20 protein-coding genes and 1 pseudogene are annotated in these 23,350 nt (G+C 63.2%); 11 read left to right on the top strand and 10 right to left on the bottom strand.

Going from position 1 to position 23,350, the window contains the following annotated elements; translation table 11 throughout:
• Positions 1-99 precede the first annotated feature (99 nt).
• Positions 100-1,857, top strand: coding sequence for an ABC transporter ATP-binding protein (locus AC3EML_RS07050; RefSeq protein WP_023698913.1), 1,758 nt, complete (start codon positions 100-102; stop codon positions 1,855-1,857).
• 54 nt (positions 1,858-1,911) lie between these two features.
• On the top strand, positions 1,912-2,382 hold the full coding sequence (locus tag AC3EML_RS07045) for a hypothetical protein (RefSeq protein WP_156033682.1): 471 nt from the start codon (positions 1,912-1,914) through the stop codon (positions 2,380-2,382).
• 10 nt (positions 2,383-2,392) lie between these two features.
• Here the strand turns inward: AC3EML_RS07045 and ilvD are convergent, their stop codons facing one another.
• On the bottom strand, positions 2,393-4,237 hold the full coding sequence (ilvD, locus tag AC3EML_RS07040; protein WP_031246581.1) for a dihydroxy-acid dehydratase: 1,845 nt from the start codon (positions 4,235-4,237) through the stop codon (positions 2,393-2,395).
• A 270-nt stretch (positions 4,238-4,507) separates the two neighbouring features.
• On the opposite strand from ilvD, the gene AC3EML_RS07035 reads away from it, so the two are divergent.
• A complete protein-coding gene (locus tag AC3EML_RS07035) occupies positions 4,508-4,978 on the top strand; it encodes a VOC family protein (protein ID WP_023743207.1) in 471 nt (156 codons plus the stop codon).
• Between the two features lie 179 nt (positions 4,979-5,157).
• Here the strand turns inward: AC3EML_RS07035 and AC3EML_RS07030 are convergent, their stop codons facing one another.
• Positions 5,158-6,750: a peptide chain release factor 3 gene (locus AC3EML_RS07030; protein WP_023672885.1), complete on the bottom strand. Its 1,593-nt coding sequence runs from the start codon at positions 6,748-6,750 to the stop codon at positions 5,158-5,160.
• A 138-nt stretch (positions 6,751-6,888) separates the two neighbouring features.
• Between AC3EML_RS07030 and AC3EML_RS07025 the strand changes: the two genes are divergently transcribed.
• Positions 6,889-7,962, top strand: a complete 1,074-nt coding sequence (locus tag AC3EML_RS07025) for an NAD(P)/FAD-dependent oxidoreductase (protein ID WP_023672884.1) — start codon at positions 6,889-6,891, stop codon at positions 7,960-7,962.
• Here AC3EML_RS07025 and AC3EML_RS07020 read toward each other — a convergent pair.
• From AC3EML_RS07020 to AC3EML_RS07010, 3 genes are all read right to left on the bottom strand, one after another.
• On the bottom strand, positions 7,956-9,329 hold the full coding sequence (locus tag AC3EML_RS07020; RefSeq protein WP_352521703.1) for an amidase: 1,374 nt from the start codon (positions 9,327-9,329) through the stop codon (positions 7,956-7,958). The genes AC3EML_RS07025 and AC3EML_RS07020 overlap by 7 nt on opposite strands.
• Positions 9,330-9,630: 301 nt before the next feature.
• Complete coding sequence (locus tag AC3EML_RS07015) at positions 9,631-10,425, bottom strand: class II glutamine amidotransferase (protein ID WP_023685116.1); 795 nt, start codon at positions 10,423-10,425, stop codon at positions 9,631-9,633.
• Between the two features lie 15 nt (positions 10,426-10,440).
• Positions 10,441-10,695, bottom strand: coding sequence for a DUF6356 family protein (locus tag AC3EML_RS07010; protein WP_023685117.1), 255 nt, complete (start codon positions 10,693-10,695; stop codon positions 10,441-10,443).
• Between the two features lie 113 nt (positions 10,696-10,808).
• Here AC3EML_RS07010 and AC3EML_RS07005 point away from each other — a divergent pair, with 113 nt between their 5' ends.
• The 6 genes from AC3EML_RS07005 to AC3EML_RS06980 all read left to right on the top strand — a co-directional run bounded on the left by AC3EML_RS07005 (position 10,809) and on the right by AC3EML_RS06980 (position 15,399).
• Positions 10,809-11,279, top strand: coding sequence for an Lrp/AsnC family transcriptional regulator (locus AC3EML_RS07005; protein WP_023672880.1), 471 nt, complete (start codon positions 10,809-10,811; stop codon positions 11,277-11,279).
• A gap of 85 nt (positions 11,280-11,364) precedes the next feature.
• Positions 11,365-11,850, top strand: a complete 486-nt coding sequence (gene dut, locus AC3EML_RS07000) for a dUTP diphosphatase (protein ID WP_023672879.1) — start codon at positions 11,365-11,367, stop codon at positions 11,848-11,850.
• 1 nt (position 11,851) lies between these two features.
• Positions 11,852-12,511: an HAD family hydrolase gene (locus tag AC3EML_RS06995; RefSeq protein ID WP_023819535.1), complete on the top strand. Its 660-nt coding sequence runs from the start codon at positions 11,852-11,854 to the stop codon at positions 12,509-12,511.
• A gap of 176 nt (positions 12,512-12,687) precedes the next feature.
• The gene (locus AC3EML_RS06990) at positions 12,688-13,506 is read left to right on the top strand and encodes a hypothetical protein (protein WP_352521704.1); all 819 of its coding nucleotides are present in this window, start codon (positions 12,688-12,690) and stop codon (positions 13,504-13,506) included.
• Positions 13,507-13,583: 77 nt separating this feature from the next.
• Complete coding sequence (locus tag AC3EML_RS06985; RefSeq protein WP_023732504.1) at positions 13,584-14,387, top strand: isocitrate lyase/PEP mutase family protein; 804 nt, start codon at positions 13,584-13,586, stop codon at positions 14,385-14,387.
• Between the two features lie 13 nt (positions 14,388-14,400).
• A complete protein-coding gene (locus tag AC3EML_RS06980; protein WP_023732505.1) occupies positions 14,401-15,399 on the top strand; it encodes a proline racemase family protein in 999 nt (332 codons plus the stop codon).
• Positions 15,400-15,404: 5 nt separating this feature from the next.
• On the opposite strand, the pseudogene AC3EML_RS06975 reads toward AC3EML_RS06980, so the two are convergent.
• Both AC3EML_RS06975 and AC3EML_RS06970 read right to left on the bottom strand, forming a co-directional pair.
• Positions 15,405-16,105: pseudogene (locus AC3EML_RS06975) on the bottom strand (EI24 domain-containing protein).
• Positions 16,106-16,302: 197 nt separating this feature from the next.
• Positions 16,303-17,205, bottom strand: coding sequence for a DMT family transporter (locus AC3EML_RS06970; protein WP_023690035.1), 903 nt, complete (start codon positions 17,203-17,205; stop codon positions 16,303-16,305).
• Between the two features lie 215 nt (positions 17,206-17,420).
• Here AC3EML_RS06970 and AC3EML_RS06965 point away from each other — a divergent pair, with 215 nt between their 5' ends.
• A complete protein-coding gene (locus AC3EML_RS06965; protein ID WP_023692653.1) occupies positions 17,421-18,413 on the top strand; it encodes an adenosine kinase in 993 nt (330 codons plus the stop codon).
• Between the two features lie 71 nt (positions 18,414-18,484).
• Here AC3EML_RS06965 and AC3EML_RS06960 read toward each other — a convergent pair whose 3' ends face one another.
• The 3 genes from AC3EML_RS06960 to AC3EML_RS06950 form a co-directional block, all read right to left on the bottom strand.
• Positions 18,485-19,558 (bottom strand): sensor domain-containing diguanylate cyclase, encoded by a 1,074-nt coding sequence (locus tag AC3EML_RS06960; RefSeq protein WP_023732507.1) that lies wholly within the window; start codon positions 19,556-19,558, stop codon positions 18,485-18,487.
• Positions 19,559-19,682: 124 nt separating this feature from the next.
• Positions 19,683-21,962 (bottom strand): NADP-dependent malic enzyme, encoded by a 2,280-nt coding sequence (locus AC3EML_RS06955; protein WP_023672870.1) that lies wholly within the window; start codon positions 21,960-21,962, stop codon positions 19,683-19,685.
• 141 nt (positions 21,963-22,103) lie between these two features.
• Entirely contained in the window at positions 22,104-23,285 is a 1,182-nt protein-coding gene (locus AC3EML_RS06950) for a glycosyltransferase family protein (RefSeq protein ID WP_352521705.1), read from the bottom strand.
• Positions 23,286-23,350: the final 65 nt, after the last annotated feature.

The raw sequence follows: 23,350 nt of genomic DNA, 5'->3' as shown, positions 1-23,350 counted from the left end.
GACAGCGAAAGGTTCCATCCGGCCACAACTCGCTCTATAAGCCGCCTTTCGCCCCGGTGGCGAATCCGAAATTCGTCAGTCAGTCATGGGATCGGCCATTTGTTTCGCTTCTTCCGTTCGACGGAAAACCAGCGCCTTATCGCAAGGCTTTTGCGGGAATCCTTTCACGCACATAGATTTGGCTACGCTGCGGCCATTCTGTCGATGCTGGTGGTGGCGGCAACGACAGCAGCCAGCGCCTATATGCTGCGCGAAATCACCAATGAATTCGTGGTTTACAAGAGGATTGGGCAGGTCAATCTGATCGCGGCGGCGACCGGAGCGATTTTCATTCTCAAGGGCTTCGCAAACTTCATCCAGGCCTACTTCATGAGCAGGGTCGGCAATGCCATCATCGCCGACCGGCAGCGCAAGATCTATGACAGCATTCTTGCACAAGGCATCGAATTCTATCATTCGACCTCTTCGTCCGAACTGATTTCGCGCATGACGAACAATGCCCAGGCCGCGCGCAGCGTGCTCGACCAAATCGTCACGTCCTATGTTCGCGACCTGGTGACGCTGGCTGCGCTGGTGGGTGTGATGGTCTGGCAGCAGCCGGCGCTGTCCCTGATCTGTCTGGTGATCGGGCCGATCGCCATTTACGGCGTCAATCGTATCCTCAAGCGCGTCCGAAAAATTGCCTCGCAAGAATTCCGTTCGCTCGGCCAGATCGTGCAGGTGATGCAGGAAACGGCGATCGGCGTGCGCGTCGTCAAATCCTTCGGTCTCGAAGGCGCCATGCGCAAGCGCATGTACAAGGCCGTGTCGGACGTGGAGAGCCGCGCCAACAACATCGCCACGCTGGAGGCCGCCACCAGCCCGGTGATGGAAACGCTTGCGGGGCTGGCCATCGCTGGCGCCGTTTTTGTCAGCGGCTTCCTGGTTCTGGGCGGCGGCGGTCAGATGCCGGGCAACATCATGGCGTTCATCGCGGCGCTGCTGTTGGCCTATGAGCCGGCCAAGCGCCTGGCCCGCGTACGCATCTCGCTTGAAACCGGCATTGTCGGCGTGCGCATGATGTTCCAGCTCGCCGACCGGCCGCTGACGCTGGCCGAAAAGCCGGATGCAAAGCCGCTGCGGGCCGGGCCGGGCGAGATCCATTTCGACAATGTCAGCTTCGCCTACCCCGAAAGCGCGCCGGTGTTCGAGGGACTGGACCTGACGCTTGCCGCAGGCAAGATGACGGCGCTGGTCGGACCCTCGGGCAGCGGCAAGTCGACCATCCTCAACCTGATCATGCGCATGTACGACCCGCAGGTCGGCAGGGTGATGTTCGACGGGCAGGACATTTCTTGTGCCACGCTCACCTCGGTCAGGGAAAAGATCGCCTATGTCAGCCAGGACACGTTCCTGTTTGCCGGCACGATCATGCACAACATCAGGCTCGGGCGCGAGGGCGCCACGGACGAGGAAGTAATGGCCGCCGCAAGGGCCGCCAATGCACATGACTTCATCAGCGCCCAGGCGAAAGGGTACGACACGGATGTCGGCGAGAATGGCGCGCTGCTGTCAGGCGGCCAGCGCCAGCGCATCTCGATCGCGCGCGCCATGCTGCGCAATGCCGAAATCCTGCTGCTCGACGAGGCGACCAGCGCGCTCGACGCCGAATCCGAGGCGCTTTTCCGCGACGCGCTGCAGCAGCTGACGGTAGGGCGCACCACCATCGTCATTGCCCACCGCCTGTCGACCGTGCACCAGGCCGACACGATCGTGGTGCTGGAGGCCGGCAAGGTGGTGGAAAGCGGCGCGCATCGCACGCTGCTCAACCAAGGCGGGCTGTATCAGAAGCTTTATGAATATCAGCTGATGCCATAACGGAGTGCGAGTATGCGCGCTGCTCGGTTCATGTCCTTTCTACGATCCGTCTTGTTGGGCACCTTTGCCGCGCAATCTCCTGCCATGGCTCTCGACTACGACAAGGCGCATCACCTCGACGCGGAGAACCTCGCCGAACAAGGAATCGCAAAGACCTACCAAGAAGTTTTGCCCGAGCTTCGGCAATATGTGAAAGACCCAATCGCAATCGAGGAAAGCGTAGACATGTACGCTTCACGATATGCCGTGCGCTCGGCTGGCCAGGAGTTCGTGATATACGCCCCGGATAGTGTGGGCAGCGAAGACAAAAGCTGGGGCACGGCCACTTATGTCTTCTTCAAAATCATCAATGACCAGCTCACCCATTCGGGCGTGCGATACTACGCGCTCAACGGTGGAAACGACCTGTTCGGCATCTTCTTGACACCATCACAGGCGGAAGACGCAAAGCGATCGCTGCCAACCCGCACGGATTGGCCCTATCTTCCCGATCCGAAATCGCCTTGGTACGGCCAGTACCACTAGCCGGGCTGGATCACTCCGGCACGTGCCGCACCGCGCCCTTGTCGGCGCTGGTGGCGAAGGCGGCGTAAGCGCGCAGCGCGGTCGTCACCTTGCGCTTGCGCTTTTCCTCGGGCTTCCAGGCCATGGCGCCCTTCGCCTCCATGGCCGCGCGGCGCGCGTCGAGTTCAGCGTCGCTGACAGCAAGCCGGATCGTGCGGTTGGGGATGTCGATCTCGATCGTATCGCCTTCCTGCACCAGTCCGATCGTGCCGCCTTCCGCTGCTTCGGGCGAGGCATGGCCGATCGACAGGCCTGATGTGCCGCCGGAGAAGCGGCCGTCGGTGACCAGCGCGCAGGCTTTGCCGAGGCCTTTCGACTTCAGATAGCTGGTGGGGTAGAGCATTTCCTGCATGCCGGGGCCGCCACGCGGCCCTTCATAGCGGATGACGACGACATCGCCGGCCTTGATTTCGTTGGACAGGATCGCCTTCACCGAAGCGTCCTGGCTTTCGAACACGCGGGCCGGGCCGGTGAACTTCAGGATCGACTCGTCAACGCCGGCCGTCTTCACGATGCAGCCGTCGAGCGCCAGATTGCCTTTCAGCACGGCAAGGCCGCCGTCTTTCGAGAACGGCGTTTCGGCCGAACGGATGACGCCCTTCTCGCGGTCGAGGTCGAGCTCGTCCCAGCGGCGGTCCTGGCTGAAGGCGACCTGTGTCGGCACGCCACCCGGAGCGGCGAGGAAGAAATCGCGGACGCTTTGGCTGGAGGTGCGGGAAATGTCCCAATGGTCGAGCGCTTCGCCGAGGCTCGCCGTGTGCACCGTGGGCAGGTCGCGGTTGAGCAGCCCGGCATTGTCGAGCTGGCCGAGGATCGCCATGATGCCGCCGGCGCGGTGGACGTCTTCCATATGCACGTCGGACTTGGCCGGTGCGACCTTGCATAGCACCGGAACCCGCCGTGACAGCCGGTCGATGTCTTCCATGGTGAAATCGACTTCGCCCTCGTGGGCGGCGGCCAGGATATGCAGCACCGTATTGGTCGAGCCGCCCATGGCGATGTCGAGCGTCATGGCGTTCTCGAAGGCGCCCTTCGAGGCGATGCTGCGCGGCAGCGCCGTCTCATCATCCTGCTCGTAGTAGCGCTGGGCGAGATCGACGATAAGGTGACCCGCCTCGACGAACAGCCGCTTGCGGTCGGCGTGGGTTGCCAGCGTCGAGCCGTTGCCCGGCAGCGAGAGCCCCAGTGCTTCGGTCAGGCAGTTCATCGAATTGGCGGTGAACATGCCCGAGCACGAGCCGCAGGTCGGGCAAGCCGAGCGCTCGATGACCTTGACGTCCTCGTCGGAGATCTTGTCGTCGGCGGCGGCAACCATGGCGTCGACCAGGTCGAGCGCTTGTGTCTTGCCGGCGAGCACCACCTTGCCGGCTTCCATCGGCCCCCCGGAGACGAAGACGCTTGGGATATTGAGGCGCAAGGAGGCCATCAGCATGCCGGGCGTGATCTTGTCGCAATTGGAGATGCAGACCATGGCATCGGCGCAATGCGCGTTGACCATGTATTCGACCGAGTCCGCGATCAGCTCGCGCGACGGCAGCGAATAGAGCATGCCGTCATGGCCCATGGCGATGCCGTCATCGACGGCGATGGTGTTGAATTCCTTGGCGACACCGCCGGCCTTCTCGATCTCGCGCGCCACCAGCTGGCCAAGGTCTTTCAGATGGACATGACCCGGCACGAACTGGGTGAAGGAATTGACCACCGCGATGATCGGCTTGCCGAAATCCGAATCCTTCATGCCGGTGGCGCGCCACAGGCCGCGGGCGCCGGCCATGTTGCGGCCGTGGGTGGTAGTGCGGGAGCGATAGGCAGGCATGAATTTTCCTTGGCTGGCTGGCTGCGCTCAACGCGGAGCGTGGCGGCGCTGGATTTGGATCGCAGGGTTTATAGACCGGCAAGTATGGTCTGGCCACATTTTTGCAATGCGCCAGAGTCTCGCTGAAATCAGGGTTTCGAAAAAGATTGCCGGCCAGTGTCGGATCGCTAGCCCGGCATCCGTCCTTGGGACGACGGCAAGGGAATGGCACCATTTCTATAAGTCAGCCGCTTCACCTGTAATCGCAACCAAACACCCGAGGAGCATGACATGCAAAAGATCACCACCTGCCTGTGGTTCGACGGCCAGGCCGAAGAGGCGATGAATTTCTACGTTTCCATCTTCAAGAACTCGAAGGTACTGAGCGTGCTGCGTTGGCCCGAAGGCCATACCGATGCCGGCAAGGCGCTGGTAACCACGTTCGAACTCGACGGCGTGCAGTTCCAGGCGCTCAACGGCGGACCGCAATTCAAGTTCAACGAGGCGATGTCACAGTCGATCGACTGCAAGACCCAGGAAGAGGTCGATTATTTCTGGGACAAGCTCATCGAAGGCGGCGGCGAACCGTCGCAATGCAGCTGGCTGAAGGACAAGTTCGGCGTCTCCTGGCAAGTCGTGCCGGAGCAACTGCCGCGCCTGCTTCTGGATCCGGACCGGGCCAAGGCCGGGCGGGTGATGTCGGCGATGATGCAGATGAGCAAGATCGATATTGCCAAGATCGAGGAAGCTGCGGAGGGGTGAGAAGGAGTCCGCGTAGCGGACGAAAAGCCAATTGCTTGGCTTTTCGAGCTTCGAACGCCCTGAGCCATGCGAAGGGCCGGCGCGCGTGGGAGCCAATTGACCCTTCAACGTCGGCGCTGCCCCTCATCCGCCCTTCGGGCACCCTCTCCGCGTAAACGGGCAGAAGGAAAAGGGGCGCCTTACGCCGCCTTGTCGCGGACCTGGTAGTCTTTGACGGTTGCGAAGCGGATCGCCTTCCAGCGTTCGGCTTCGTAGTTCAGCGAGAAGGCGTGCTGGGCCAGAAACACAGGGTCGTTGTCGAGATCGCGGGCGATGTCGCCGCGATGCGCCTCAATGAAGCGAAGCGTTTCGGCCTTGTCGTCGGCCGAAATCCAGCGGCAGACCGAGAAGCGCGACATTTCGAATTCGACCGGCAGCGTGTATTCGAAATTCAGCCTTTCCTTCAAGACGTCGAGCTGCAGCGCGCCGACAACGCCGACGATGGCCGGCGAGCCGTCTTCCGGCGAAAACAGCTGCACGACGCCTTCCTCGGCCATCTGGTGCAGCGCTTCCTTGAGTTTTTTCGCCTTCATCGCGTCGCCGAGGCGCACACGGCGCAGGATTTCCGGCGCGAAGTTGGGTACGCCGCGGAACAGTATCTCCTCGCCTTCGGTCAGCGTATCGCCGATACGCAGCGTGCCGTGGTTGGGAATGCCGACGACATCGCCGGCAAACGCTTCGTCGGCGGTGACGCGGGTGCGGGCAAAGAAGAACTGCGGCGCCGACAGGCTCATCGGCTTGCCGGTGCGCACCAGCTTGGCCTTCATGCCGCGCTCGAGCTTGCCCGAACAGACGCGCACGAAGGCGATGCGGTCGCGATGGTTGGGGTCCATATTGGCCTGGATCTTGAACACGAAGGACGTCATCTTCTCCTCCGTCGCCTCGACCTTGCGGGTGTCTGCGTCCTGCGCACGCGGCGGCGGGCCGAAGGCGCCGAGCGCCTCGATCAGGTCGCGCACGCCGTAATTGCGCAGCGCCGAGCCGAAATAGACCGGTGTCAGATGACCTTCGCGGAAGGCGTCGATGTCGAGCGGGCGGCAAGCTTCGCGCGCGAGCTCCAGCTCCTCGATGAAGGCCTCGCGCTCGTTTTCCGGCAACAGGCCGGCGACGCGGTTGGAATCGGGGCCGTTGACCGGCGTGCGGTCTTTCTCGGCATCGCCCCTGCGCACAGCGTTGAGCGCCAGGTGGTAGGTGCCGGCAAAAGTCTTGCCGCGGCCGATCGGCCAGGTGATGGGGGCAGTGTCCAGCGCCAACTTCTGCTCGATCTCGTCGAGAATTTCGAACGGGTCGCGGCTTTCGCGGTCCATCTTGTTGATGAAGGTGATGATCGGGATGTCGCGCAGCCGGCAGACTTCGAACAGTTTCAGCGTGCGCGGCTCGATGCCCTTGGCGGCGTCGATGACCATGACGGCCGAGTCGACCGCCGAGAGCGTACGATAGGTGTCGTCGGCGAAATCCTCGTGACCTGGCGTGTCGAGCAGGTTGAAGACATTGTCCTCGTATTCGAAGGTCATCACCGAAGTGACGACCGAAATGCCGCGCTCGCGCTCGATCTTCATCCAGTCGGACCGGGTCTGGATGCGGTCCTTCTTGGCCTTGACCTCGCCGGCAAGCTGGATGGCGCCGCCGAACAGCAGCAGCTTTTCGGTGAGCGTCGTCTTGCCGGCGTCGGGGTGGGCGATGATCGCGAAAGTGCGGCGGCGCGATACCGCCTGTTCGATGTCTTCAGCCAATTTCTGGAATCCTGTCTGTGGCGCGGGCTTCTAGCAGCGCATTGCTGGCCTGTCGACAGTTTCGGGCCGGCAGGCCGACCACACTTGAGCTTGAATCGTTACGGTGGCATCAGAGGAGCCCATTCTGAGAGGTCCGGTATGAGCAGCGCTAAAGAAGTCATCGTCATTGGCGCCGGCATTATCGGGGCGTCCATCGCCTGGCACCTGACCAAGGCCGGGGCGCGGGTGACTGTGATTTCCGATAGTGGTGCCGGCGGCGTCGCCACGCCAAACTCCTTTGCCTGGATCAACGCCAGCTGGGGCAATCCCGAAATCTATTTCCGGCTGCGCATCCGTGCGATGGCCGAATGGAAGCGGCTGGCAAACGAGCTGCCCGGGCTGCCGCTCGCCTGGTGCGGCGGGCTGTGCTGGGATCTGCCGGCCGACAGGCTCGAAGCCTACGCGGCTGAGCACGCTTGTTGGGGTTACGGCATCGAACGCGTCGACGCCGGGCGGGCAGCGCAAATCGAGCCCAATCTCGTCGAGCCGCCGGAATTCGCTGTCTATGTCGCGGAGGAAGGCGTGGCCGAACCGGTCGCAGCGGCCAAGGCGCTGCTGGCCCACGCAGAACGGCAAGGTGCGCGCGTTCTCTCCAGTTCTGTAACCGCACTTGTCCAGACCGATGGCAGGATTGCCGGTGTCGATACATCGCATGGGCTGATGCCAGCCGAAGAGGTGGTGATCGCAGCCGGTGTCGGGGCGCCCGATATTGCCGCTACCGCCGGCATCAAGCTGCCAATCGAGACGCCGCCCGGTCTGATCGTCCACTCGCAGCCCTACAAGAAGCTCCTCAACGGGCTGGTGCATGCCGAAAAGCTGCATATGCGCCAGACGGCGGAGGGCCGCATCATCGCCGGCTCGGATTTCGCGGGGAGCGATCCCGGTGAGAATCCCGACGCCACGGCGCGCGAGCTGTTTGCAGCAATGAAGGCGGCTTTGCGCGGCGCCGACGAACTGGAATTCGATTTCCACACGGTTGGCTACCGGCCGACGCCGATCGACGGCTTTCCGATCATCGGCCGCGCCGAGGGCACGGAAGGTCTCTATGTCGCCGTCATGCATTCCGGCATAACGCTGGCGCCCGCGGTCGGGCTGTTCGCCACGCGCGAAATTCTCGACGGCGAGCGTGATCCGCTGCTGACGCCTTATGGGTTGGGTCGGTTTGCTCAGTAGCCCGGCGGACGCTTGAAGCCGCCGGTCAGCGCTTCGATCGCCTTGGCGATGCCGAGCAGCCGCGATTCCGACCAGCGCTTGCCGACCAGTTGCAGGCCGATAGGCAGGCCGTCGCGGTCTTGCCCGCAGGGCAGCGAGAGTGCCGGAAGGCCGGAATAATTGAAGACCGCGCCATAGGCCGGTAGCATCCAATAGCTTTGCTCCTTGCCGTCGACTTCGATCGGCGTGCCGGGCTCACAATGCGCGAAGGCCGTGGTCATGGCGACCGGGCACAGCAAGGCATCGCAGGTTTCGAAGAACCTGTCCCAGGCCAGGATCGAGCGGTCGCGGCGAGCGAGCGCCTCGAACCAATTGGTGATCGGCGTTGGCTGCTCCGGCGGTTCGGGCTGCGCTGCCTCCAGCATCATGCCGATCAGATCGCCGCCCTGCTCCAGATCGTCATGCAGATCGATCTCAGGCAAGTTCGCTTCTTCCACAATCACCCCTGCTGATTGCAACCGCTTGGCCAGGCTTTCGACCGCGGCAGCGATTTTACCAGCCACCGGAAAGCCGGGGAAGGACGGCGCGACGGCGATGCGCAATGTCTTGAGGTCGAGCCTGGGCATGGCCTCTACGGGCACCGGCGCGAGGTCGGTGTCTGCTCCGTCCGGGCCGGCGATGATTTTGTAGATCAGCGCAAGATCCTCCACGCTGCGCGCCAGCGGGCCGAGGCAGGACATCAGCCGCACGCTACGCGCCGCGCCGTTCGGATCGGGGAAGGCGCCGGCCAGGGACACGCGGTGCTCGGTCGGTTTCAACCCGTAGACGCCGCAAAAAGCCGACGGCAGGCGGATCGAATCCTGCATGTCGGTGCCGACATCGAACGGCGTCATGCCGGTCGCCACCGCTGCCGCTGCGCCACCGCTGGACCCGCCTGACGTGCGCGATCGGTTCCACGGATTGCTGGTGCGACCGAACAGCGGATTGTCCGATTGCCAGTCGCCCAGCATCGTCGCGACATTGGTCTTTCCAATCAGGATGCCGCCTGCGGCTTTCAATCGGGCGACGACCGGGCTGTCTGCCTTTGCCACATAGTCGGCGAATGGTGCGAAACCAACCGTGGTCTTCATATCAGCGGTTTGGTGCATGTCCTTCAACGTGAAAGGCACGCCATGCAGCGGTCCGAGCGCATCGCCGCGCGCCTGCACCGCGTCGGCTTGTTTCGCGCGCTCGCGGGCGCCTTCCCGATCGAGATTGACGACCGCGTTGACCGCCTCGCTGTGTCGGTCGATTTGGGTCAGATGGGCGTCCAGAGCTTCGACGGCGGAGATCTTTCGCGCCGCGATTGCGGCGGCGAGATCGATGGTCGAGGAAAAGGCGAGGTCCATGATTGCTCCGGCTGCTGCCAAACGTATCGCGGTTTAAAACCAAGTTCAGCATTCGGAGATCATCGGCGCTTGATCAAAATTGCGCTTGCCGGTCGGTAGAGGTTGGCGCTCTACGGCGCCCCCCTCTGTCCTGCCGGACATCTCCCCCACTTTGGGGGAAGATTGGCAGCTTTGGCTTCGGCGCCCCTTTTCCTGCGTTGAAAATTGGCGAAGGCCGCCGTGACCTCCAATCTCCCCCCTCGTGGGGGAGATGTCCGGCAGGACAGAGGGGGGCGCGAAGGAATGCGGCTTAGACTAGGGCCTAGACGACCAGTGCCAGCCTTGCCACAGCCGGCACGAACGGCCGAATGCTCATCCCATCGCCAGTGATCGTGACAAAACTCGCCGGCGGGATCGCCTGCCAGTCGCCGCCTTCGCGGTCGAAGGGTTCGGACACGATGCAACGACCGCCGTTGCGGAGCGACGTGTACAGGGTCGGTGCGTGGGCATCGCTTGCGTAGCGCACGGCATAGAGCGCGCGCCCATCCGAAAGGGCCGCAGTGAGTTTCAAGGCCGGTTCGAGACCGGCGTGGCGTGACGCCTCCAGAACCCGAGCGGTGGCGCGCGATACTGCCCCTTGCGGGTCGCCAGCAAGACCCTCGTCGATCATCAGCAGGAAAAACAATTCGGAATCGGTGGTGCCCTCGCGCTGGTCGAAGACGGCGTCAGAGAGCGAGTTCTCCAGCGCGCGGCGGATCTTTTCGAAGCCGCCGATCTGGCCGTTGTGCATGAACGACCAGTTGCCGGAGATGAAGGGATGGCAGTTCATGCGGCTGGTGGCGCCGCCGGTCGACGCCCTGACATGGGCGAGGAACAGGCCGGATTTGATCTGCCGGCATAGGCTTTTCAGATTGGGATCCGACCAGGCCGGCAGGATGTCGCGGTAGAGGCCGGGCTCGGGCCGGTCGCCATACCAGGCAAGGCCGAAACCGTCGCCATTGGTCGGCGACTTGGCTTCCTGGGCGCAATGGCTCTGGGCGATCAGCGAGTGGCAAGGTGCGGTGACGACGTCTTCGAGGAAGACCGCTTCACCCAGATAGGCCGCCCATCGGCACATGGCTTCTAACCAATCCTAGGCGCGATCCAAGAGAGCCTGGGGCTCCTTGACCGCGTGCGAGCCTCTGTTGTGCGTCCGCTCGTAGAGTTCGCGAACGATTCGGCTTGCCGTAGTTTCGAAGAGAAACGGCAAGAAAGCGTGAACGAGTGCCGCACCAGCGGCCATCAGGAGGCGCGAGCAGAACCAGGCGGCAAAGGCCATATGGCTGAAATAGGTCTCGCCCACCTTGGCCGGGTGAGAGGTGAACAGCTTCGAAAACAGCGTCGTCATGGTGATCCCTCCTGCCGGGATAAGCCCCGATGTGGGTATCCTGCCACGGGGTAAAGGTTCATCGGTCTCAATTTGTCCTTGTCTAACGCCGTGGTTCGGGACATTCATCCCACATGGCGCTTGAATTTGATGAAATCGACCGAAGATTGCTGGCCGAGCTGCAACGCGACGGCACACTATCGGTCGATCAGCTCTCCGAAAAAGTGTCGCTGTCGCGCAACGCCTGCTGGCGCCGGGTCAAGCGGCTGGAAGAGGACGGCGTCATCACCGGACGGGTGGCGCTGGTCGATGCCGACAAGCTCGGGCTCGGACTTTCGGTGTTCATCCTGATCCGCACCTCCAATCATGACCCGGACTGGCTGCAGAAGTTCCGTGCGGCGGTGACCGGTTTTCCCGAGATCACCGGGGTCTATCGCATGTCCGGCGATCTCGACTACGTGCTGCGCGCCCGCGTCGCTGACATGAAGGCCTATGACCGGCTCTATCAGCGGCTGATCGCCAAGGTGGCGCTGTCGGACGTTTCGGCCTCCTTCGTCATGGAGGAGATCAAGGAGACGACCGTCGTTCCGATGGAATTGCGCTAGGTCACACTGACGCCTGAAAGAAAGCCGTTGATAGGCCTGCGGACGAGTTGACCGAATCGCCGTTCGCGCCGATAGGATCGATTTTATGCGCGCAGCCTTCCAAAATTCCTCCGTCATTGGTCCCACTGTCGGCTTCGTCAGGTTGCCGCATGGAGATGGACTTCCCCTTCCCGCCTATGAAAGCACCGGCGCCGCCGGCATGGATCTGCGCGCCGCGGTGCCGGAAGACCGGCCGCTGCTGATCCTGCCTGGCAAGCGCGCCTTGGTGCCGACCGGTCTGATCCTGGAAATTCCCGAAGGAATGGAAGGCCAGGTGCGGCCGCGCTCCGGCCTTGCCTTCAAGCATGGGCTGACCGTCCTCAATTCACCGGGCACGGTCGACAGCGACTATCGCGGCGAGGTCAAGGTGCTGCTGATCAACCTTGGCGACGAGGATTTCGCGGTGACGCGCGGCATGCGCATTGCCCAGATCGTCTTTGCCGCGGTGACGCAGGTGACGGTTGAGGAGCGCTCGCTGGCCGGCGCCACGACGCGCGGCGCGGGCGGGTTCGGATCGACCGGCACCGCCTGAAATGAGCATACCGAAACTGGTCATCTTCGACTGCGACGGCATCCTGGTCGACACCGAGAACCTTGCCAACCGGCGGCTTGCCGAGTGGTTTGTTGCCGCCGGTTATCCCACCACATTCGAATATTGCCGCAAATATTTTTCCGGCCGCAGCATGGCTTCGGTGCAGAAGGAAATCGAAGAGACGACCACGGTGTGGCTCGGCGCCGATTTCGTAGATCGCTGGAATGCCGGCCTGCCCGATCTGTTTGCGCATGGCGTCGAGGCGATCCCCTACGTGCGCGACTTCATCGAGGCGGTTCGCGCGGCCGGCATTCCCTATTGCGTCGCCACTTCCGCGCGTATCTCGAAGATGCACATCACGCTCGGCCAGACCGGGCTGCTGCCGCTGTTCGAGCATGCCATGTTCTCTTCGACCATGGTCAGCCGCGGCAAGCCGTTCCCGGACCTGTTCCTGCATGCGGCAAAGACCATGGGTTTTGCGTCGGCCGACTGCATCGTCATCGAGGACAGCGTTGCCGGCACGCAGGCCGGCATTGCCGCCGGCATGCGTGTCTATTCCTATCATGGCGATCCCTATTCCGACCGCGATGGCCTGGCCAGCGCCGGCGGCGTCCTGTTCGACGACATGCGCGAACTTGCCGGGCTGGTGCCGATCCACTGAAGCTGTGTTAGGTTCCGCGCGGCCAGCCTGAGGCACCCATGCCAACGAACCTGCTTCGCTCCATCCTAAAGCGTTTCACCGTTTCATGGAAACGGCGAACCGCTCTATCTTTTTGTTTTGTCGCAATTTCCGGCCGGAAAACTGCACACACTTTTCCTGAAATTGCTCTAGCGCTTGTGCTGCTGCCGTGGCTTTGGACCGCAGCCGGCGCGCAAGCCGTCAGCTTCCCGGAATTCGGCAGCGCCATCCCCGGCCACATGGATGTGACCTATCTGGACCTCGCAAGGATGGTCATTCCCGGCCTCGCAGGTGACAGCAACGGTTTCTACCGGGGTGGATTGCCGATCGAGATGCGCCACATCGAGGGACCGGATGGCGGCGGTTCGCCGCCTGAGACATCGGGCCTCTCCAACGCCGGCGTGCTCGCCATCAAGGCCGGGGGTAAGGACCGGCTGGCGATGCTCTACGACCTCGGCGACTCTCCCGACAGCGCCGAAGGCTATGCCGTGCTGGCGCTCTACGACATCACAGACAAGCCGAAGCTGCTCGACGTCGTCAATGTCGCGCTCGACCGCGGCACCTATTTCCGTGAACCGGGCAAGCTTTCCGTTGGGCCGAACGACGACATCGTGATCACCATGAGCGCGCATTTCAATTCAAGCCAAAACTACGCGATCACGCCGCTGATCATGGTGCGCGACGACAAATTCCAACTGATCGACATGATCTTCACCTTCGATGAGAACCTGTGCGCCTACAGCCGCAAGCAGGATGTTGCTTTCCAGACGATCGCTGACGGACAGCCTTATGCCGCGGTCAAAGTGACGGTGACCGACGCCACGGTGCTCAACGGCGAGAGCTGCGACGACCAGCCGCCCAAGCCTGAAGCCCACACAATTTCCGTTACCTATCATTGGGACAAGAAGACGTTGCACTACGTCAAGGATTCCGATGCGCTGGACAAATTGGCAGGAGAGAACGCCAAACGCTTCTGAGCCAACCGCATTTGTTTGCCCGGTGCATTGCTGCACGATAGAATCTGCCGGCATTTCCGCATCTGAAGGGAGCACTCATGGACAAGGGCAAGATCTTTCGCGACCTGCACGCCTCGACCTTCGTCATGCCCAACCCCTGGGATGTCGGCACGACCAAGCTCCTGGCCTCCTTCGGCTTCAAGGCGCTGGCGACGACCAGCGCCGGTTTTGCCTTCTCGCGCGGCCTGCCCGATGGCGCAGTGACCTTCGAGGCGATGATCCACCATTGCCGCGAGCTGACGGCGGCGACCAGCCTGCCGGTGTCGGCCGATCTCGAGAAAGGCAAGGGCGACAGCGCGACGAGTGCCGCCGAGACGGTTTTTGCGGCCGAAGCGGCAGGTCTCGCCGGCTGCTCGATCGAGGACCATACCGGCGATCCCGACAAGCCCATCTATGAGTTTTCACACGCCGTCGAGCGCGTTGCAGCTGCTGCTGAGGCCGCACGGGCGCTCAAGCATGATTTCGTCTTCACCGCACGGGCCGAGAATTTCCTTTGGGGCAAACCGGATCTCGACGACACGATCAAGCGGCTGCAGGCCTTCGAAAAGGCCGGCGCCGATGTGCTCTATGCGCCCGGCCTCAAAGATGTCGAGACCATCCGGAACATCTGCTCGGCGGTGAGCAGGCCGGTCAATGTCATGGCACTCCCGGCCTTCACCATCGCCGACCTTGCCATGGCCGGGGTCAAGCGCATCTCGCTCGGTCCGTGGCTGACCAATTTCGCCTTCGGCATGCTGGAAACCGCGGCGCGCGAGATCCAGCAGGACGGCACGTTCGGCTTCACCCGGGCCGCCATCCCGTTCGGCAAATTGCAGGCGCTGTTTTCCAAATCCTCAGGCTAGGGGGTCCCGGCGCATGACGCTCACCGTCGTCGACATGCACACCGGCGGCGAGCCGCTCAGGATCGTCACCGGCGGCTATCCAGACATTCCCAAAGGCACGATCCTGGAAAAGCGCGCCTATGTGCGCGACCACCTCGACCATTTGCGCAAGCTGCTGGTCTTCGAGCCGCGTGGTCACTACGACATGTATGGCGCGCTGCTGGTGGAGCCCGACCTGCCCGGCGCCGAGCTGGCCGTGCTGTTCATGCACAACGAGGGCTATTCGACGATGTGCGGCCACGCCATCATTGCGCTTGGCCGCTACGCCGTCGACGAAGGCCTGGTGGCGAAACAGGAGCCAATCACCATGGTCAACATCGAGGCGCCGTGCGGCTTGGTCGTCGCTTCGGTGGAGGTCAAGGACGGCAAAGCGGGATCGGTGTCGTTCGAAAGCGTGCCGGCCTTTCTGTTTGCCCATGACCAACAAATCGAATTGGGGGGATACGGCAAGATTGCGTTCGACATCGCCTATGGCGGCGCCTTCTACGCGCTGGCCGACTGCCATCAATTCGGCCTGGAGTTCGGCCGCAGCCGGGTGCGCGATTTCGTCGACGCGGCAACCGCGCTGACCGAGCGGCTGAAGGCGGCGTTCCCTCTATCGCATCCCGACCATGCCGATCTCGCTTTCCTCTACGGCACCATCCTCACCGATGGACACGATGCGTTCTCCGGCGAGGCAACAAAAAACATCTGCGTCTTTGCCGATGCCGAGGTCGACCGCTCGCCGACCGGCTCCGGCGTCACCGCGCGGCTGGCGGCAATGCATGCCAAGGGTGAGATCAACCCTGGTCAGGAGCGGTCCTTCGAAAGCATCGCCGGCTCGCGCTTTTCCGGAGCGGTGGCGCGCACGACCATGGCCGGCCCGCATGATGCGATCATCGCCCGCGTCGGCGGCCGCGCCTACTATTCGGGCCGGGCGGAATTCACCGTCGAGCCGGATGACGAATTGGGACGCGGTTTTCTTCTGCGTTGATAGGCCTATCGCCCGGCGCTCTCCCGCGCGCCGACCGCCTTGTGCAGATGCACCATCATGGCGGCGGCAAAGAGCGGCGTCAGCAGGTTGAGCAGGGGCACGGCGAGGAAGGCAGCAATGAGCAGCCCGGCCAGAAACACGGTGCCGGCATGTTTCCGGCGCAACGCCCTCGCCTCGTCTTCCGGGCGGAAGCGCATGGCGGCGAATTCGAAGAATTCACGTCCCAGCAGATAGCCGTTGACGATGAAGAAGGCGGCGATGTTGACGCCCGGAACCAACAGAAGCAGCAGGGCGACGATGTTGCCCAGGATGACAACGCCGAAGAATTTCACCGACAACACGAGCGAGCGCAGCGCGGCATGGCGCGTCCGACGGGATCGGCCGGATAGTCGGTGCGCTCGACCACTTCGGCGATGTCTTCGAGAAACAGGCCCGCCACGATTGCCGTCACCGGCGCGATCAGCAGCGCCATCCCGAAGGCAAGCGCGATGGCAGCGATGATGCCGCTCAGCCATCCGGCCCAGGACGGCAGGCCGGGCAGCAAGGAGTGAACCCATGGCAGGGCCAGCCAATCGACAAGCCCGGTCAAGACGAACCACAACGCGACCAGCGCCAGGACGGTCAAGCCCAGCGTCTTCAGGAAAACCGCGCGGAATTCGGGAGAAAACAGCCGGCTGAAGGCGGCGCGGGCAGCGTTGAAGATCACGGCGTTTCACCCCCAGGAACGAACGGATATCTCCGACATAGGCTGAGACCCTGTGAGCCGCAAGCCTGCTGGAGCGGGCGCAATTCCGGACGGGAACTAGAGCATGATCCCAAAAAGTGGGTACCGGTTTTTGGAAAAGATCATGCTCCAACAAAGGGTTAGATCATGATGAGATTTCAACCAAATCTCATCACGATCTAGCGCGCCAGCGCCCGGGAGCGGGCTGGGATGGTCATTGCCGCAACGCCGGCGACGACGCAGCCCATGCCCCAGAAAGCTGTCGGCCCAAGGCTCTCGCCGAGGAACACGACGCCGATGCCGACGCCGATCGGCACGCGCAGATAGGCCTGCGACGTCGTGCCGACCGAACCAAGCGTGTGGATGAGGCGGAAAAAGATGCAGAAGGCCAGCGCCGTGGAGAACACCGACAATGCCAACAAGGCCAGTATCGACGCCATTGAAGGCGACAGGGTCCACGGGCGGTCGAAGGCCAGGCTCAAGGGGACGAGGATGACCGCGCCGCACAGCATCGAGCCGGCGGCCGGCAGCATCGGGTCGAGTCCCCTAAAGCCGCGGCCGAAAATGGCGGCGCCGGCATAGCAGACCGTGGCGGCAATGACGGCAAGCTGCGCCCACAATTGATGGCCGAGCCCGCCAAGCGCCTGGGTGCCGACGATCAGGCAAATGCCGGCAATGCCGGCACCGACACCGAACAGCTTGCGTGCGGTCACGGATTCATGGCGGGTGATAAGCGCGGTCAGCAGGAAGGTGAAGATCGGCGAGGTCGCGTTGAGAATGGTGGCCAGACCGGCGTCGATGGAGCGCTCGGCGGCGGCGATCAGCGTGAACGGCACGACGCTGTTGAGGCAGGCCTGGACCATGAACCGCCACAAGGTCGCGCTGTCCTTGGGCATGGCGAGGCCGCGCCAGCGGATCAGCGCGAGCAGGATGGCGCCGGCAATCAAGGTGCGGGCAGCGATGAAGGATATCGGCGGGATCGTCTCGACACCGATCTTGATGAAGGTATAGGACGCGCCCCACAGGGCGGCCAGCACGCCAAGCAGCGCCAGTTCGGTGGTCATGTCGGTCTTTGCTTGCATGCGGGTGCTTCCAGCGCTTGATTTGAGGCCAAGCTTGTAGGCGACCCGGCGGTCAGATGCTTCGGCCACGGTCGAACTGTGATGGAGCCTCGTCCCAGGCGCGCGCGCCGGCTTGGGCCGGCAAAGGATGGAAATCGGTTGCCATTTTTCGGGGTGATGCTGTAGACCCGCCCGGGCGCGGCAGAAAGCCGGCAGGTTCCGAGGCGGAGACATTGATGCCGGATTTTGACGTGCTTTGCATCGGCAATGCCATTGTCGACATCATCGCCCAGTGCGACGACGCTTTTCTCGAGACCAACGGCATCATCAAGGGTGCGATGAACCTCATCGACACCAAGCGCGCCGAGCTGCTCTACAGCCGCATGGGGCCGGCGATCGAGGCCTCGGGCGGCAGCGCCGGCAACACGGCGGCGGGCGTCGCCAGCTTCGGCGGCCGCGCCGCCTTCTTCGGCAAGGTGTCGAACGATCCGCTCGGCGAAATCTACGCCCATGACATCCATGCCCAGGGCGTTGCCTTCGACACCAGGCCGCTTGAGGGACAGCCGCCGACGGCGCGCTCGATGATATTCGTCACCCCCGATGGCGAGCGTTCGATGAACACCTATCTCGGCGCCTGCGTCGAACTCGGCCCGGAAGACGTCGAGGCCGACAAGGCATCCGGCGCCAAGGTTACCTATTTCGAGGGCTATCTGTGGGATCCGCCGCGCGCCAAGGAGGCGATCCGGCAGACGGCGAAGCTCGCACACGAGGCCGGGCGCGAAGTGTCGATGACGTTGTCGGATTCGTTCTGCGTCGACCGCTACCGGGACGAGTTCCTCGAGCTGATGCGCTCGGGCACTGTCGACATTGTCTTTGCCAACAGCCACGAGATCAAGTCGCTCTACCAGACAAAATCCTTCGACGAGGCGCTGGCGGCTATCCGCAAAGACTGCAAGATTGCCGCCGTCACCCGCTCCGAAAAAGGCTCAGTGATCGTGCGCGGCGACGAGACCGTCACCATTCAGGCGACGACGATCCGCGAACTGGTCGACACCACCGGCGCCGGCGACCTCTATGCCGCCGGTTTCCTCTACGGCTACACCTCGGGGCGCAGCCTGAAGGATTGCGGCGATCTCGGCTCGCTGGCCGCCGGGCTGGTGATCCAGCAGCTCGGGCCACGGCCGCGGCAAAACCTGCGCAGCGCGGCCCAATTGGCGGGGTTGCTGTAGGGCCGTCTTTCGGCGCGCAGCGCCGAGCCAGATGAGGGGTTCCCGCCGGATCAGGCTGTCCGGCGCTCCGCTCAGGCGGTGCGGCGAAGGTCGTCGGACGTAGGCCCGGGTTCCAAAGCCCCGGCGGTGACCAGCCGGTTGCGGCCGCTCTTTTTGCCGATGTACATCAGTCGGTCGGCGAGCGTTATCAGCGCCTCCGAATCGGACGCTTCCGCCGGGTAGATGGCGACGCCAACGGTGCAACCAACATGGATGGCTCCATTCGGCGTCGGCACCTTGATCCGCAGCTTTTCCAGGATACGTTCGGCGACGCCCACGGCCTTCTGTCGGGCCCGGCTAGCCTCTCCTGAAAACAGGAATGCGAACTCGTCTCCACCGAGCCGCGCCACGAAATCAGCGCTGCGCAGGATGGTGCGAAGCTGACCCGCCACCTCCTGCAGCAGCGCGTCGCCGGCCTCGTGGCCGAGCGTGTCGTTGACCTTCTTGAACCTATCGAGGTCGATGAACAGCAGGCCGGCCGCCTGGCCGGTGCTGTCGCAGCGGTCGATCACCGACCTCAGCTCGTTGTGAAAGGCGCGCCGGTTGGGCAGGCCGGTCAATGCATCGTGGTTGGCCGAATGATCGCTCTGCTGCTTGGCCAGCTCGATCTCGCGCTTTTGTACGGAGAGTTCCTCATTGGCGGCCTTGAGTTCGAGCAGCAGTTCGGCATTGAGATCCTCGACTACCTTACGGTCGCTAATGTCGACGACGAAACCTTCGAGGAATTCGAGTTCGCCGGCACCATCCCAGACCCCGCCTCCGATCTCGCGCACCCAGAGCGGCTCGCCGACCTGTGGCACGATGCGGTAGTCGACGTTCCAGTTGCAGCGCGCCTCGAGCGCGGTATCGACGGCGGCATAGACCGCAGCGAGATCATCCGGGTGGATCGCCGAGACATAGTCGCGCACGGCATTTTGAATGAAGTCGCTCGGCCGATAACCGCTGACGGTTAAAATGCCGTCGCTGATGTAGAGCATGGTGTAGGACGCATCGTTGCGGCAACGGTAGAGATAACCGTCCATGCGGCCGGTGATGCTCAGCAGCGCATCCAGGCGCTCGTCGTGATAGACCCCCTGGCCGACCACAGATGCCGTGTCATGCTTCATGGCCGCACCCCCGTTTTGGCGGTCTGAGCGCGCCGCCAATGCCATAAGGCCATAGGGGGCGAGAACGTTCCCTATAGCAGCCGAATATTATCAATCTCTTATGCGTTGGCGATTTTGCCGCCAATCAGGCTCCCGCGCTATAGGCCGCGATCGCAGCCATGTTGACGATGTCCGAATCCTTGGCGTTGAGCGAGACGATCTGGACCGGTTTGTTCAAGCCGACCAGCAGCGGGCCGATGACGGTGGAGCCGCCGAGTTCCTGCAGCATCTTGGTCGAGATCGAGGCCGAGTGGAACGCCGGCATGATCAGCACGTTGGCCGGGCCGGTCAGCCGGATGAACGGATACTGCGCCATGGCACGGGCGTTCAACGCAACGTCGGCGGCCATCTCGCCGTCATATTCGAAATCGACGCGGCGCTTGTCGAGGATACGCACCGCTTCCTGCACCCGCTCGGAGCGTTCGCCCTGCGGGTGGCCGAAGGTCGAATAGGCAAGCATGGCGAGCCTCGGCTCGTAGCCCATGCGGCGGGCAAATCCCGCCGCCTCTTCGGCGATGTCGGCGATCTGTTCGGCATTGGGCATGTCGTGCACGGCGGTATCGGCGACGAGGACTGTTTTGCCCCGCGCGAGCACGATGGAGACGCCGATGACGCGGTGTCCGGGCTTGGCGTCGATGACGCGGCGGATATCGTCAAGCGCCGTGGAATAGTTGCGGGTGACGCCGGTGACGATGCCGTCGGCATCGCCCAGCGCCACCATGCAGGCAGCGAAATGGTTGCGGTCGTTGTTGATCAGCCGCTGGCAGTCGCGGAACAGGAAGCCTTTGCGCTGCATGCGCTCGTAGAGATAATCGGTGTAGATGCCGTTGCGGCGCGAAAGCCTGGCATTGATGATCTCGATGCCTTGCTTGTTCAGGTCGATGCCGGCGTGCCTGGCGTTTTCCTTGATTACATCGTCGCGGCCGAGCAGGATCGCGGTGCCGAGCTTCTGGTTCACATAGGAGACGGCGGCGCGCATCACCTGTTCTTCCTCGCCCTCGGCAAAGACGATGCGCTTGGGCTGGCGGCGGACGCGATCGTAGATGCGCTGCAAGGTCGAAGCGATCGGGTCGCGGCGGGCCGACAGCTCCTGCGCGTAGCGGTCGAGGTCGAGGATAGGCTTGCGGGCGACGCCCGACTCCATCGCCGCCTTGGCCACCGCGAGCGGGATGGCCGAGATCAGGCGCGGATCGAACGGCACCGGGATGATGTAGTTCGGGCCGAATTTCGGCCGGTTGCCCTGATAGGCGGCGGCGACATCGTCGGGCACGTCCTTGCGCGCCAGGTCGGCCAGCGCTCTCGCTGCGGCGATCTTCATGTCGTCATTGATGGTGGTGGCCCTGACATCCAGCGCACCGCGGAAGATGTAGGGGAAGCCCAGCACATTGTTGACCTGGTTGGGGTAGTCGGAACGCCCGGTGGCCATGATGGCGTCGGTGCGGATTTCGGCCACTTCCTCCGGCGTGATCTCCGGGTCGGGATTGGCCATGGCGAAGATGATCGGGTTCTTGGCCATCGATTGCACCATCCTGGTGGTCAATGCGCCCTTGGCCGACAGGCCGAGGAAGACGTCGGCGCCATCCAGCGCCTCGGCCAGGCTGCGCGTGGCGGTCTTGACCGCATGCGCCGACTTCCACTGGTTCATGCCTTCGGTGCGGCCCTGGTAGACGACACCCTTGGTGTCGCACAGGATGATGTTCTCGGGGGCAAACCCCATCGCCTTCATCAGTTCGATGCAGGCGATGCCGGCCGCACCGGCGCCGTTGCAGACCATTTTCGTGGTCTTCATGTCGCGGCCGGTGATCTCCAGCGCGTTGATCAGCCCGGCGGCCGAGATGATGGCGGTGCCGTGCTGGTCGTCATGGAAGACCGGGATGTCCATCAGTTCGCGCAGGCGCTGCTCGATGATGAAGCATTCCGGCGCCTTGATGTCTTCCAGGTTGATGCCGCCGAAGGACGGGCCGAGAAAGCGCACGCAATTGATGAACTCGTCGGCATCCTCGGTGTCGACCTCGAGATCGATGGAATCGACATCGGCGAAGCGCTTGAACAGCACCGCCTTGCCTTCCATCACCGGCTTGGAGGCCAGCGCGCCGAGATTGCCGAGACCGAGAATGGCGGTGCCGTTGGAGATGACGGCGACCATGTTGCCGCGCGTCGTGTAGTCGAAAGCGCGGCTGGGGTCTTCGGCAATGGCCAGCACAGGAACCGCGACACCCGGCGAATAGGCGAGGCTCAGATCGCGCTGCGTCGCCATCGGCTTGGTGGCGACGATCTCCAGCTTGCCGGGGCGGCCCATGGCGTGGAATTCCAGCGCCTCCTCGGCGCTGACGGAGGGGCCGCTATTTTCGGTTTTCTTGGCCATGATGCTTTTGATTTCCTCGCCGGTGTCGCCCCCTTGAGACGGGTGCGTGTTTTTGAAACTTCTGGATCAAGGCTACACGCCACCGCTGTAAATCGCCAAGCGATCTTCACGCCGCAGCGAATCTCCCGAAGTCGAACGGCGTCACGTCGGCTCTGGCTCGCTGACGAAGGCAGCGATTTCGCACACCGTTCCCCGCCGCATCATGCCGTCTGTGCCGGGGAAAGGCCACGTCTCGATGGGTGGCGCACGGCTTCCCTTGCGCCGCAGCAATGCAGTCAGGAACGCCATGAGTTCGATGCGCTGGGCGTGAACCTTCTCCAGCGTGCGGCGGCGGATGTGCTGACGCGGTATGGCACGATCTCGCAGCGTCTCGACGGCGCGGCGAATGGCAGCCGGTTCCGGATCGGCGACGATGCAATAATCCGGATCGAAATAGACGTCGCGACCGCCAAGGCTCGGCGTACTGACGATCGGCAGGCCGGCCATCAGATATTCCATCGAGGAGTACATCGCTCCTTCCACGGCCGACAGGCACAGCCCGACGGCGGCCTGGTTGTAGACGTGGTTGACCTGTTGCGCCGTCAGCTTGCCCGGCCAGCCGTCGACGAGCGGATTGGCGATCTGGTGGAGCGGCGAACGCGCCTGCAGTCGCCGAACAAAGGCGCGGGCGGCAACCGGCGGCAATTCGCCGATCGAATAGGTGATGTGGGCCAGCCGCTCTATGTCGAAGGCCAGGTGATGGCGTTTGATCGGCGAGATGCGGCCATTGTAGACCGCGTCGAATTCGACCGGCACGTCCGGCAGCGGCCGGAATATATCCTCCGACACCATCAGATTGTGGTTGGAGAAGATGGCATTGCCGCCCGCAGCTGCGATGAGACGGCGCTCTTCCTCGGTGTTGCACAGGAAGATGATATCGTGCAGCGGAAACCGGCCGGCATACCAGGCGAGATCGCGGCCCATCCGGGCGATGACAGCCGGCCGCTCCATGGTCCAGGTCTGCATCGTCAGGAAGGTGACGCGGCGCGCCGCCAGGCGCCGGCCGAGCGCTGCCAGCGGATAGAGCGGCCGCGACCCGCCAATCGGGACATAGAGCACCAGCGGGTCGCGGCTGAGCACATGCAGCGACATGTCGATGCCGCCATCGACATCGGACAGCGGCCCGCGTGTCGGCAGGAGGAAGGGGACGCGCTTGCGCAGTGTCCCCCTGAGCTTGCCTTTGGTGCGGTGGACGCGCCGCGCCGCCAACAGCAGCAGGCGCTCAAGCGCCGATCCAGCCGGACCGACCAGCTCTTCGAACGCCTCCTGTTTGTCCTGATCCATGCCGCTTATCCCCGCCATGGCGATCATAGGGTCTGGTTGGCGCCCGAAGCAACCAACGGCTTCAC

Source organism: Mesorhizobium sp. P170090 (assembly GCF_057786115.1).
Note: the sequence above shows the minus strand (reverse complement) of the source record. Positions and strands in the feature narration are given on the sequence as shown.

Coding starts and splice junctions, on each gene's coding strand:
- ilvD (WP_031246581.1), bottom strand. CDS start 4,237: ATGCCTGCCTATCGCTCCCGCACTACCACCCACGGCCGCAACATGGCC.
- AC3EML_RS07035 (WP_023743207.1), top strand. CDS start 4,508: ATGCAAAAGATCACCACCTGCCTGTGGTTCGACGGCCAGGCCGAAGAG.
- AC3EML_RS07025 (WP_023672884.1), top strand. CDS start 6,889: ATGAGCAGCGCTAAAGAAGTCATCGTCATTGGCGCCGGCATTATCGGG.
- AC3EML_RS07020 (WP_352521703.1), bottom strand. CDS start 9,329: ATGGACCTCGCCTTTTCCTCGACCATCGATCTCGCCGCCGCAATCGCG.
- AC3EML_RS07015 (WP_023685116.1), bottom strand. CDS start 10,425: ATGTGCCGATGGGCGGCCTATCTGGGTGAAGCGGTCTTCCTCGAAGAC.
- AC3EML_RS07010 (WP_023685117.1), bottom strand. CDS start 10,695: ATGACGACGCTGTTTTCGAAGCTGTTCACCTCTCACCCGGCCAAGGTG.
- AC3EML_RS07005 (WP_023672880.1), top strand. CDS start 10,809: ATGGCGCTTGAATTTGATGAAATCGACCGAAGATTGCTGGCCGAGCTG.
- dut (WP_023672879.1), top strand. CDS start 11,365: ATGCGCGCAGCCTTCCAAAATTCCTCCGTCATTGGTCCCACTGTCGGC.
- AC3EML_RS06995 (WP_023819535.1), top strand. CDS start 11,852: ATGAGCATACCGAAACTGGTCATCTTCGACTGCGACGGCATCCTGGTC.
- AC3EML_RS06985 (WP_023732504.1), top strand. CDS start 13,584: ATGGACAAGGGCAAGATCTTTCGCGACCTGCACGCCTCGACCTTCGTC.
- AC3EML_RS06980 (WP_023732505.1), top strand. CDS start 14,401: ATGACGCTCACCGTCGTCGACATGCACACCGGCGGCGAGCCGCTCAGG.
- AC3EML_RS06970 (WP_023690035.1), bottom strand. CDS start 17,205: ATGCAAGCAAAGACCGACATGACCACCGAACTGGCGCTGCTTGGCGTG.
- AC3EML_RS06965 (WP_023692653.1), top strand. CDS start 17,421: ATGCCGGATTTTGACGTGCTTTGCATCGGCAATGCCATTGTCGACATC.
- AC3EML_RS06960 (WP_023732507.1), bottom strand. CDS start 19,558: ATGAAGCATGACACGGCATCTGTGGTCGGCCAGGGGGTCTATCACGAC.
- AC3EML_RS06955 (WP_023672870.1), bottom strand. CDS start 21,962: ATGGCCAAGAAAACCGAAAATAGCGGCCCCTCCGTCAGCGCCGAGGAG.
- AC3EML_RS06950 (WP_352521705.1), bottom strand. CDS start 23,285: ATGGATCAGGACAAACAGGAGGCGTTCGAAGAGCTGGTCGGTCCGGCT.